Here is a 12,062-nt window from a genome sequence, read left to right on the forward strand (position 1 = left end):
TTATTATAATATCTTTATTTATTTTTATGGCACTCCGACTATTATATTCATATCGAAACTAATATTCTCATCACGAAACCGGTTACTCATCTGGCATTTATTATAATGTATTTTTTATATAATTTTAATTTTATCTATTCGGTTAAAAATAAATTAGAATAAGTCCTGAAAATGACCTGTAACAAAGAACCTGTAACAAAGAGCCTTTACCTGTCATGAACGTATGTCAGATACGAGTCAATGTCGGATACGAATCTGTACACGAGTTAAAGAAAACAGATAGTGAATCGAATTTGCTCACATTTTAGTCTCTACCAAAAGGTAATTTGGCCAGATCTTTCCAGAAACTTATGTGAAAAACTCAGGACTAAAAGTTAAATCCTGTTCTGACTATAGTGCTAAAAATCCAAAAAGTCAAACTGGCAAGGAACTTTTAATTATAGAAGCAAACCCGGAAAAAATGAGCTGATCTCCTATGCACCCGAAAACCCAACAGATCCTTGAAGTCTTCGAAGAAATCAATAAAATCCCGCGGCTTTCAAAGCACGAAGAAGAAATTTCTCTCTGGCTACAGGAATGGGGCAGGTCCAGGGGCTTTGAGGTAAAAGCCGATTCCTTAAACAATGTTCTTATCAAAGCTCCTGCAACATCTGGCTATGAGAATTCTCCTACACTCGTTCTGCAGGGGCACATGGACATGGTCTGCGAGAAATTTAAGGACTCTAAACATGACTTTTCCAGAGACCCCGTAAAATGCATTTGTGACGGGAACTGGATGCGGGGAGATGGAACTTCCATAGGGGCAGATAATGGGATTGCACTTGCAGTCGGGATGGTGCTGGCAGATGCAGGACAGAAAGGAGAAATAGGACATCCGCCACTTGAACTTCTTTTTACGGTAGATGAGGAAACAGGTTTGACAGGAGCACAGGGGCTTGAAGTTGGTTTCTTTGAAGGAAAATTGCTCCTGAATCTGGACTCCGAGGATGAAGGGGTTTTCGTAGTAGGGTGCGCAGGCGGGCAGAATTCCCTGATAACACTTCCTGTTGAGTGGGAACTATTTGACTGCGAAAAAGAAAGTTTATTCAGGTTTTTCAGGCTCTCTGTTGAGGGGCTGGAAGGTGGACATTCTGGGGTTGAAATCGACAAGCAGCGTGCAAATGGGATACAGCTTATCTCCCTTGCACTGGTCGGGCTCAAGGAAAAGATAGGGGCAGAAAATATAAGGCTTGTCCTGCTAACCGGGGGCAGCGTACACAATGCAATCCCCAATACCGCAGAGGCATTTTTCGCACTTCAGAGTGAAAAGATCGATAAGGCCAAAGAAGCCGTGTCCGTCATCAGGAAGGCGTTTCAGGCTGAATATGCAAAAACCGACCCTGGCCTGGTTCTGGATTTCAAAGAGGTTGACATAAAAATAGCCTTTGAAACTGCCGGAGATGAGATCACCAGAAAGGAAGTACCCTGCATTCGGGTCTTTTCGTCAGGAACAGAAGAGAGGCTTATAAGGCTGCTCCTGGGACTGCCACATGGGGTATACAGGATGTCGGATACCATCCCGGGGCTTGTGGAAACCTCAAATAACCTCGCAACAGTGCGGACAAAGGAAAACGAAATAATGATTATATCAAGCCAGCGAAGTTCCATTACTCTCAAGCTGGCTGAAATTACCGGAAAGGTGGAAGCCGTAGCAAAGCTGGCAGGAGCCCGGATTGAACATGATTCCGGATACCCTGCCTGGGAGCCTGACCTGAAGTCAGGTTTGCTCTTAAAATGCAGGCAGGTCTATAACGAAACTTTCGGGAAAGAGGCTGAGATTAAAGTCGTGCACGCAGGGCTTGAATGCGGGATTATCGGCTCGGTTTATGAGGGTATGGAAATGATTTCCTTAGGACCGACTATCAAAGACCCTCATTGTCCTGCAGAGAGAATTTTCATTCCTTCGATTGAAAAGATATGGATTTTCCTGGAAAACCTGCTGAAGAGTTATCGATGTTCATAATTCGGCTTCAATCTTTTTTTTCGGGTGATAAATGGACTGGTACCCCGCTCTCCGAGGCACCCTTACTGTCGGCTGTCCTGGTTTCCTTCTCATTTCCCTCCGTCATTATAGAACGCACTTTCATGAAATAAGCCAGCGCTGCGATGGGTAAGGCATAGCCTATCCCGGAGACAGCAAGGTTGCTTTTTTGTTCTTCAAAGATAACGCTTAAGAAATTTACCGCAAGCACAACAATTGTCAGCCCCACAAGATTTAACTCGAGTTCTTCAATGTTATGCGTTTGCAGCCATGGAGATAGAGGAAGAGGTTCAATAAACAGTTCGTATAGGCCCAGTGAAGTAATGAAGAGTACTGTACCGACTAGAAAGAGATGAACAATCTGCACAATTTCAACAATTATATTCCCCTGGGTAGCTACCCCCTCCATTCCTGAAATCATTTCCGACAGAAAATGAATAAGATTGATTCCGCCTTTGATAAAAAGGATGACAGCCGCAATAGACAGCCCGATAACCGGAATAAGCACAAAAAAGCGCATTCCTGCGATAAATTTTACGAGTCTAATCATCAGATCCCTTCTCAATTCCCTGTTTATTTCTACCCACCGCAACCCATAATATATTTTCGCTAATAAGACCACACTTAATGAGCCGATCCCACAGCTCAAAATGTGCTTCTTTGAATCTCTTATTTTGAGTGCCAAACAGAGTTTCTGATCATAGCAATTCTGAAAAAAATCTAATGATTATGAATAAAATGGGTTTTGGGATCACACCAATAATAATGACCCCTTCTAAACGAAACCACAGACAAAATTCTCAGGTCACTACGAGGTTTTTGTTTTTAATATTGTGATTTTAGATCCGGCCAGCATGCCCAAAAAGCTCCGCTCAGTTCGCCTGCATCTGTTAAGTCAGTCCATTGTTCCGTTTGTTGTTTCTTTTTTCCCTCAGATCAGAGGATAATGGCTTCATCGTGAAAGATTGATCAGCTGCTGCTTGCTCAAATCTTGAACCGCATGAAGCTCCTTTACAGAGCTATCGGTTTCAAACTTCAGAACAGTTAAAGTTGCCATTACTCGAATTTCCATTACTGCTTACATGTTTATATTTTCTTAAGCATGAGGGACATTATTCCACGTTTCGACGGCTTCATTGTTTGTGGGAAAAACATATCCATGTCAGATGACCCAAACATTTCCTCATTAACCCGGCTGGTTATTTCATCAAATATCATCTTATAGGCAACGCAGTAGGGATCTACACCCTTTATTTCGCCGTTTGTGGGCACTATGGCATTGTAAGGACATCCGCCTCTGCAATATTTGATATGGGAGCATTTGCCGCATGCGGTGTCAACGTATTCCTTAAATTGATGCATGCGCTTCCAGGCGTCGGATTGGGCAAGGTCTGCCATGGTCGGGTGGTCATAAACATTGCCCATAACATATTCGGGCATCCCTACAAACCGATAGCATGGGTATATGTTTCCTTCAGGGCCGACTGCAAATGTATCCCCCATGCAGTCAACGAAAGTGCAGACAGTTCCCCTACCCGTGAATACGCATTTGCATAGATGGTCAATGTTCATAACCTCAATTCTGCCCATGTTTTCCAGATATTTATCCAGAAGATAAATTAAAAGTTCTCCATATTCTTCCGGAGCAAGTGTCCATTTCTCAGGATTATCGCCTTTTAAAGAAGGCAGGCAGGGGTGCAGTTTGAGAGTGAAACCGTTCTCCAGATAAAAATTGAAAATATCTTCTTTGAACTTTACGGAATGAGAAGTGAATGTGGTAATGAACCTCACATTAAGCCCGTGATCCCTGGCAATTTCATAGCCTTTCATGGTTTTTTCGTAGTATCCTTTTCCCCTCTGCAGGTCATTAAGTTCCTGGGGACCGTCCAGACTGGAGCCGATGGGGATATTATACTCGGCAAAAATTTTTGCTATCTCGGGGGTGAGCTTCCAGAGGTTTGTCTGTATTGCAAAAGCTATATTCCTGGGGCTTAAACCCTCTACAAGCAGTGGCAGTGCCTCTCGATAAAAATCCGCGCCTGCCAGAAGCGGCTCCCCACCGTGGAAAGTGAATGTAACCGAATCTCCCCTGAGGCTTTTAAGCCATTCAACAACTTCTTTTACAGTTTCAATGCTCATTATCGGGGATTTTTCTTCCGAACTCCAGCAGTAACTACAATTAGCAGGACAACCAAGGGTAGGGATCAGCATCACATGAAAAGGCATATTTAAAGCACCTTTTTTTTAAGCTTCTTTAAATTATTAGTAGTTTTCTAAGTTTCCCTGTCAAGAAAAACGGAGAATCGGATATTTATCCGGAATAATTTTTACATGGAAGATTATTTTACTAATTGGTGTCAAATATATTCAATTGAGTGAGTATAAATCATCCGGGGAAAAACTGCAAAATTTGAAGTATATCCAGATGAAATGGGAAAATACCATTTTCAGGATGAGAACAAGGAACAGGCAGACCATAGCTGTAAGCCAGAGCTACAAAAACAAGGAAAGCTGCCTGAAAAAGAAACTGAAGTAAAAGCACCAGTGTAAAAAATATTAGTGAAATTTTCGGAGCACAATTCCTTCAAATCTGCATGTTGCAATTTTTCTTTCACGGAAGGCATAGAGGAAGACTTTAAAAAGGGCATAAAGCCTAAAATAATATGCAAGCAGGACGGGAGAGCGAAATCCGCTGATATATACAATTTTCTTATCGTCCCGAATGGAATCGTCCAGGAATTTTACTATCCCATCAAAAGTTTCGATCTTAAGTGTACTTCCTCTCGGCAGGCGGGGTCCAAGCACCACTACGTCCTCTTCCATGCCGTCCGCACTTTCTGTTCCTTCTATGAAGCCATAGTTGAAAATTGTGGGAAGGGGAGAAAAGAAAGCTCTTTCATATCCATTTTCTGTCCTGCAGTACTTCCAGAAACTGTATTTTGGAGTTTCTATAATAATTTTCATGAGAAATTGTCCTGCCTGTAATCCGGAAATAGCCTTATCAGGTATCTTCCCATCCTTATGTTTTTCCATACTTTTTAGTTGCAAAAGCCAAAAACATATATTAGATAATTCTTTAAAAGATGAAAATAGAATCTGAAAAACTTATCCTGAAAAATTTATCCTGAAAAACTTATCCTGAAAGACCCATAACCTGGCAGGCAGAGGTATGCTGAATGAGTTTTCGAAATAGAGTGAGCTTGCAAGATGCAATGAAAGGAATAATTGAGGAACCCCTGCTTCATATGGTCCCAAAACGTTTTGATTATATAGGGAATGTGGCAATAATCTCAGTTCCTGTGGAGCTTGAGGCTTATAAAGAGGCTATTGCCTCAAAACTCTTTTCGATGAGAGGCAACACGCGGGCTGTGCTTAATAAGGTAAGTAAACTTGAAGGAGAGCACAGGGTTGCTGATTTCGAGCTTCTGCTTGGCGAATCCACTGAAACTATTCACAGGGAAAACGGCTACACCTATAAGCTGGATGTAAAAAAAGTATTTTTTAATCCTCGCCTGCACGCGGAAAGAAAAAGGATAGCCTCAAAAATTACCCCTGAGGAACAAATTATAATTCCTTTTGCGGGGGTGGGTCCTTTTGTGCTTCCTGCTGCAGGAAAAGGGGCAACGGTGTATGCTATCGAAATAAATCCCTCTGCCTGTATCTTCCTAAAAGAGAATATTCGGATAAACAGGCTTGAAAAACTGGTAACCGTTATTCAGAAAGATCTTGGGACCTTCTTCCAGACCTCCGGTTATGTAAAAACCGGAGGAGAATCCGGAAATGGCGTAAAAACCGGAGATCCGATTTTTCCTGGTCTGCCAGTCTGCCCGGGTGAGGGAGACACTGAAGGTTTTCAGGTTCCAGAAAGTGGATTCGATAGGGCTATCATGCCGACTCCTTACGGTATGGATCATTTTCTCGGAGGAATCTCAAAGTTCGTAAAAAAGGGCGGGTACATTCATTTCTACACTTTTAAAGCCGGATCCCAGATTCCAGGGCTAATTGAAGAGTATAAAAAAATGGGGCTTGAAGTGGAGCTGTACAGGCACAGCGGAAATGTCGCTCCGGGCATCAGCAGATGGGTTTTTGACCTGATTAAAAAATAAGTGTAAATTTTTCAGTCTTCCAGCCCCATCTGCTTCAGAACATGATGATAGTGTTCCAGGGACAGCCTGGAATAAAAAGCCCTGGTCACAACTTCACTCAAGGAAGGGTGGATATCCATACCGCGCATGATCGGTTCCGGGCTTCTTGATTCGGTATACATGAGAGGAATTATCTGGTGGATCAGGACTGAGGCATGAGGCCCTATGATATGGGCTCCCAGGATTTTCTCCTCCTTCCCATCCAGAATCACTTTTACGAAATAGTCCCTGAGCCCCATGGCCGCTCCTTTTGCAGTATCTTCAAAGAATTTGAGGCCAATGACCACTCTGTCCTCCCCGTACTTTTCCACTGCTTCCTTTTCCCCCATACCTGCCCCTGCAATTTCAGGATAAGAAAAGACTGCATGCGGTACGGCATGGTAATCTGCCTTTACTTTTTCTTTCAGGATAGCATTGAGATAAACTATTCCGGATTCGTAGTTCCCGACATGCTTGAGCAGGTATTTTCCGTTTGCATCCCCAAAAGCCCAGACATCCGGTTGCGACGTTTCAAGGTAGTCGTTAACTGAAATCCAGCCCTGCAAGTCCGTTTTGATTCCGGCTCTTTCGGGGTGGAGGATATCGGTATTCGGGACTCTTCCTGTTGCCACGAGGATTTCATCGACAGTGATTATTATTTCTTCTCCCGAATTTCTATCCTTTGCAACGATCGTCTTCTGCCCATTATCTTCTTTTCTAACCTCTATAGCTTCATGGTTCGTGATGATCTTCATGTATTCCGACATTTTTATCCTGGCAAGTTTTGAGATTTCTGGCTCCTCCTGCGGAAGAAACCGGGAATTTCTCCCGATAACCGTGACTTCTGCTCCCATAGCCGAGAAAAAATGCCCGTATTCGGCTGCAATGTAACTCCCTCCGAAGATGGCAAGATGTCCTGGGCATTCAGTGAGTTGAAGCACCGTGTCGCTTGTAAGGTATCCCGCTTCTTCGAGGCCCTTAACAGGCGGGATCGCAGGCCTTGAGCCGGTGCACAGGAAAATCATCTTTGAATAGAGCGTCTTTTCACCTACTTTGAGGGTATAAGGAGAAACAAACTCCGCACTTTCATGATAATAATCAAGGTACGGATTTTCTTCCAATCCCTCCCTGATCATTTCTATGTCTTCTCCGATTTTCCTGCGCATCCTTCCCATGATCGCATTGAAATCAATGTCCTTTATTTCAAGCTTGATTCCAAAAAGCGGCGCGGTTTTCAGTTCCCTGATAAGTTCTGCAGGATAGAGCAGGATTTTTGAAGGGATGCACCCTCTGGTAAGACAGATCCCGCCTGGTTCGTCTTTGTCGATAACGGCAATTTTCATTTTCGGATTCGAATTGATTAGAGGGTTCATATAGTTCATTGCAGAACCCGTGCCTATAACAATCAGGTCGTAATTTTCCATAAATTCCCTTCACAGTGAGTATAAAATAGATATGATACTGTACCGAGTAAATTTCAAATGCGAGCGATTTATTTGAAACCTGAACAGCCCTTATTGAGATCGGATTTAAGTAAATAACTGCGGATTCAAATCAATAACTGCATTTCACTGGTTAACTGGATTTAATCGGTCTTCAAGAAAAACCGTACTGTACTACCTCTGCTTACTGTTAGCAACTTTGCCGATTATAAATATACTAATCTAGTTCTGGTTTATAAATATACTAATCTATTTCTGGTTATACTTATGGATCAAATTTTTTTTAGATTTTGGGGTAAGGCTGAATGAATGGATGAATGATTAATTAGCATTAAAGTCTGAAAATTCTGAAAAACAAAATGTCCGGCCTGAAAACCAAAATGTCAGGCAAAAGTTATTTTATTCATTGACTAATCTCTAAAGGGTTTGCGTAAAGTTTTTCCGGCCGCAACTGCTAAAAATAGATATTTTTAAATTTCAATCTGGATTTTTAAACCCTCATCTGCAAGAAAAACAACTATTTATTTATAAAGATAAGCCTATTCTATGTAGCTTCCCAGGAATAGTAAAAAACAAAAGATGTCCTATAATGAACAGAGCTGCTCGACCTTTCAAAAACGGGAATTCCATTACAGGAATTCCTGTGATGCATATCCTTTATCTCCTGCTCATTCTTATAGCTCCTTTTACAGGAGTGAACCTTCTTTTTCTCCTTTCTGTCATTTTTTTCCTGAGACTGCGGTTTTCAGGAAACTCTTCTACCAACGGCAGAGATGTCACCAGCCTTGCTTTTTCCCTGGCTCTGATGCTGTTTGTTTCCATTATTTCGGGGAGCTTTTCTTACCCCTATCCTTTTTACATAGTACTCGCAGCTTTTGCAGTTGCGGCAGTAGGGAACCATAAAACTTCTTTTTCGGAAACATATCCTACGTCTGATTTTAACTCAAGAAGGAGCAGGATCAAAAAGAAGAGTTTCTCAATACTCTGGAGTTCGGCTTTCCTGGCACTTCGAATTGTTGCCGCATTCTTTGCCGCAAGCTGGATCGTCTACTGGCAGGAACTTTCGGTTTCATATAACCTGGTCTTCTTTATAGCTGTGATCGGGGCGGTTACAGGTTCTCTTTTTGAGTCGATTCCCTCAGAAATAGATAAGAATATCTCAGTGTCATTGGGCGCAGGGATGACGATGTGGATTTTTGAGGAGTTCAGATACTGGGTGCCTCCGGAAAAAATGATTGTGGCTCTTGCTTTCTCGTTTTTCCTTGGTATTCTGGCTTACCGGGCGAAGATTGCAGATGTCTCGGCCCTTCTTAGTGCTGCCCTTCTTGGAGTCCTGATCATTGTCTTCAGCGGGCTTTCCTGGTTCTTGCTGTTGCTTACATTTTTCATTCTCGGGGGCGGGTTTACCAGATACAAGTATGCATACAAAGAGTCTATAGGGATTGCACAGGCTAAAGCCGGAATCCGAAGTTATGAAAATGTATTCTCAAACAGTACTGCAGCCCTTGCCCTGGCAGTAGCATATGGAATTTTCCCGGAACATAGCCTTCCGATTCTTTATGCTTATATGGGCACGGTTGCAACGGCCACAGGAGATACCCTGGCAAGTGAAATAGGAACAACGGCAAAAGGAAAACCAAGAATGATAACAACCATGAAACTCTCAAAACCGGGAGCTGATGGGGCTGTTTCCTTACTTGGCGAGCTTGCTGCAATTTTTGGTTCTGCGGTGATAGGGCTTCTTGCATACATGTTAGGAGTCTCGGACAATCTTGTGTTAACAGTTCTTATTACAACTGCAGGAGGCTTTTTTGGGACAAATGTGGACAGTCTTCTTGGGGCTACTCTTCAGAAGAGGGGTATGCTTTCGAATAGCGGGGTCAATTTCATAGCAACTTTTGCAGGGGCAGGAATTTCAGCATGCCTCTATCTCATTATAACCTGAATCCAGGTACGGAATAAATTTATAAATCAATTTTTATTCCCTGAAATAGTTTGGGGTTTTCAGACTCCGTACTTGCTGAACGAAGCATTCATTTATATTTTCAGGTATATATCTTCACAAGGGAACAGGGTTACTTCAATTACTTAAATATTCCATTTTTACTGAAATATTCCATTTTCGTTTTTGAGCTTAAGGAAGGTAACCAGATGACAGAAACCGAATATAAAGGCAAAAAAATTCTGCTTGTAATTGCCCAGGAGCAATTCAGGGATGAAGAATGTTTTATTCCGGAGCAGCTTTTCGAAGCTGCAGGAGTAAAAGTTACTGTTGCAGCCGAATCTACCAAAACTGCGAAAGGGATGCTGGGAGGCACAATTAAGCCTGATATAACGATCTCCGAAGCCAGAATTGATGACTACGACGCAATAGTGATCTCCGGCGGGTCAGGTTCAAGAAAATACCTCTGGGACAACAAACCTTTGCATGAACTCGTAAAGGAAGCAGATGCCCGAAAAAAAGTTGTTTCCGCTCTTTGCATCTCTCCTGTGGTACTGGCAAGGGCAGGTGTCTTGAAGGATAAAGAAAGCACGGTTTTCAAAAGTCCGGATGCCGTACACGAACTCAAGGAACACGGAGCTATCTATCTTGACAGTAACGTAGTGGTTTCGGGCAGAGTGGTCACAGGGCGAGACCCCGACAGTGCTGAAGCTTTCGGAAAAGCCGTTCTCGTAGCCCTGAATAAAGTGTAGTACCTCAGAAAGTTAAAAAATTTCATACTAAAAATTTCATACTTATACATTGCTGACCAAAAAACGGTCTGAAATTTCGAAGTTCTCCGATTATTAGGTGGTGCCCTGTTATGACAGCAGATCTTAAAGCTATACTGGATTATCACCAGACAAGTAAGCACAACTTCAAAACTTATGCTCCGGGCCCTCATCACCTGGATATGCAAATCAAGCCGGAATCATTTCTGAATTATAATGGAGCTCAACTTTTGAGCCTGGATAAATGGAGTGATGAGGAAATAAAACATGAGATTTTTCCAGCTTATGAGCAGGCTTTCTCACCGGAAAAACTTGAACCCTCCGAGCTTGATGCAAAAACTATTTCCAGGCTTTTTTTTGACAGCTTCGCAATCTCGGTCTGGAAAAAGGCAGAAGGTACTAAATGGCCTCTTCGTGTCAATCCATCCAGTGGAAACCTTCATCCGACTGAGGTTTACCTTATTTCCGGACCTGTCAATGGACTTATTAAAAGCCCGTCGGTCTGCCATTATGCTCCTTTGCCTCACGCTCTTGAATTGAGAGCCGAATTTTCCCTGGATACCTGGAAGCTCTTGAGCTCAGGCTTTCCAAAAGGCACTTTTTTTGTGGGCTTTACCTCAATTTACTGGCGGGTTTCCTGGAAATACGGTCTCAGGGCTTTCAGATATGCGCAGCATGATATAGGGCATGCAATTGCTGCCCTCACTTTTGCCGCTGCCGGGTTTGGTTGGGAAACAAGCCTCCTTGCGGATATGGGTTCGGAAGAAATTGCAGGGCTTCTCGGCATATCCGGAAGGAAAGGTCCTGAAAAACAGGAGCCCGCCTGTCTGCTTGCGGTCTATCCGGCAGGAGAAACCTGTAACAGAGGGAAAGTTAATTCCAGCGCAGTTTCTGCATTTGAAGCCCTTTCCTGGAAAGGCGTTCCTAACAATTTGAGCCCAAAGCACGTTGAATGGGTAGGCATTGAAAAGGCTGCTTCAGCAGCTCAAAAAACAGAAACAGATTACCTGGAGAAAAAAGGTGAACTGAAACCCGATACGCAGGTAGTTTCATCCCTTAAAGTTAATAATTCTAAGAACCTGTCAGATCTTGAAACGGTTCCCCTGCGCAGCGTCATTCGTAAAAGGAGAAGTGCCCTGGAAATGAATAACAGCGCATACATGGAGAAAGAAACTTTTTACGAGATGCTGCAAAAAACCCTCCCAGTAAACAATCCAATTTTCAATCCTCTTGCACTTGGTTCCTTTACACACTTGCTTCTTTTTGTAAACCGGGTAAAGGATCTTCTTCCCGGACTTTATATCTTCCTTCGAAAACCCGCGGAAAAAGAGAGGTTTAAAGCAGCAGTCAGGCCGGATTTCTTGTGGGAAAAACCGAAAAATTGCCCGTCGGACCTTGAGTTTTATCTGCTTATGGAAGAGACACTGGATGATTTTGCAGCCCAGCTGTCGTGCGCCCAGCGAAAAGTTGCAGATGCGTGCTTTACTGCCTGCATGCTCTCAGAGTTCGAAGAACCTCTGAATAAATTCGGCCCCTGGATATACCCGTACCTTTTTTGGGAATGCGGGATTCTGGGACAACTTCTTTACCTTGAAGCCGAGGCAAATGGGCTCAGAGGCTGCGGAATAGGATGTTTCTTCGATGATCCGTTACATGAGGCCATCGGGCTTAGAGGATTTGAATATCAGGACCTCTACCACTTCGCTGTGGGAGCACCGCTTCAGGAGATAGGCGTTATAACTTTGCCTGCATACGAGGAATAAC

General features: G+C 43.1%; 10 protein-coding genes. 6 read left to right on the forward strand and 4 right to left on the reverse strand.

Annotated elements, in window-relative coordinates; all coding sequences use genetic code 11:
* Positions 1 to 475 precede the first annotated feature (475 nt).
* Complete coding sequence (locus tag RG963_RS09115; protein ID WP_310575954.1) at positions 476 to 2,002, forward strand: aminoacyl-histidine dipeptidase; 1,527 nt, start codon at positions 476 to 478, stop codon at positions 2,000 to 2,002.
* Between the two features lie 7 nt (positions 2,003 to 2,009).
* Here RG963_RS09115 and RG963_RS09120 read toward each other — a convergent pair whose 3' ends face one another.
* Together RG963_RS09120 and RG963_RS09125 are read right to left on the reverse strand one after the other, a co-directional pair.
* On the reverse strand, positions 2,010 to 2,570 hold the full coding sequence (locus RG963_RS09120; RefSeq protein ID WP_310575955.1) for a YqhA family protein: 561 nt from the start codon (positions 2,568 to 2,570) through the stop codon (positions 2,010 to 2,012).
* A 536-nt stretch (positions 2,571 to 3,106) separates the two neighbouring features.
* Entirely contained in the window at positions 3,107 to 4,246 is a 1,140-nt protein-coding gene (locus tag RG963_RS09125; RefSeq protein ID WP_310575956.1) for a TIGR04083 family peptide-modifying radical SAM enzyme, read from the reverse strand.
* A 145-nt stretch (positions 4,247 to 4,391) separates the two neighbouring features.
* Between RG963_RS09125 and RG963_RS09130 the strand changes: the two genes are divergently transcribed.
* Positions 4,392 to 4,556 carry a DUF1508 domain-containing protein gene (locus RG963_RS09130; RefSeq protein WP_310575957.1) on the forward strand — a complete coding sequence of 55 codons (165 nt, stop codon included), beginning with the start codon at positions 4,392 to 4,394 and terminating at the stop codon, positions 4,554 to 4,556.
* A 20-nt stretch (positions 4,557 to 4,576) separates the two neighbouring features.
* Here the strand turns inward: RG963_RS09130 and RG963_RS09135 are convergent, their stop codons facing one another.
* Positions 4,577 to 5,053, reverse strand: a complete 477-nt coding sequence (locus tag RG963_RS09135; RefSeq protein ID WP_310575958.1) for an inorganic diphosphatase — start codon at positions 5,051 to 5,053, stop codon at positions 4,577 to 4,579.
* 143 nt (positions 5,054 to 5,196) lie between these two features.
* On the opposite strand from RG963_RS09135, the gene RG963_RS09140 reads away from it, so the two are divergent.
* Positions 5,197 to 6,126: a class I SAM-dependent methyltransferase gene (locus RG963_RS09140; RefSeq protein ID WP_310575959.1), complete on the forward strand. Its 930-nt coding sequence runs from the start codon at positions 5,197 to 5,199 to the stop codon at positions 6,124 to 6,126.
* A gap of 11 nt (positions 6,127 to 6,137) precedes the next feature.
* Here RG963_RS09140 and RG963_RS09145 read toward each other — a convergent pair whose 3' ends face one another.
* Positions 6,138 to 7,568 carry a dihydrolipoyl dehydrogenase gene (locus RG963_RS09145; RefSeq protein ID WP_310575960.1) on the reverse strand — a complete coding sequence of 477 codons (1,431 nt, stop codon included), beginning with the start codon at positions 7,566 to 7,568 and terminating at the stop codon, positions 6,138 to 6,140.
* Positions 7,569 to 8,175: 607 nt separating this feature from the next.
* On the opposite strand from RG963_RS09145, the gene RG963_RS09150 reads away from it, so the two are divergent.
* The 3 genes from RG963_RS09150 to RG963_RS09160 all read left to right on the forward strand — a co-directional run bounded on the left by RG963_RS09150 (position 8,176) and on the right by RG963_RS09160 (position 12,061).
* Positions 8,176 to 9,531 (forward strand): TIGR00297 family protein, encoded by a 1,356-nt coding sequence (locus RG963_RS09150; protein ID WP_310575961.1) that lies wholly within the window; start codon positions 8,176 to 8,178, stop codon positions 9,529 to 9,531.
* 206 nt (positions 9,532 to 9,737) lie between these two features.
* A complete protein-coding gene (locus tag RG963_RS09155; RefSeq protein ID WP_310575962.1) occupies positions 9,738 to 10,280 on the forward strand; it encodes a DJ-1/PfpI family protein in 543 nt (180 codons plus the stop codon).
* 110 nt (positions 10,281 to 10,390) lie between these two features.
* The gene (locus RG963_RS09160; RefSeq protein WP_310575963.1) at positions 10,391 to 12,061 is read left to right on the forward strand and encodes a SagB/ThcOx family dehydrogenase; all 1,671 of its coding nucleotides are present in this window, start codon (positions 10,391 to 10,393) and stop codon (positions 12,059 to 12,061) included.
* Position 12,062: the final 1 nt, after the last annotated feature.

The organism is Methanosarcina baikalica (assembly GCF_031461075.1).
GTDB lineage: Archaea > Halobacteriota > Methanosarcinia > Methanosarcinales > Methanosarcinaceae > Methanosarcina > Methanosarcina baikalica.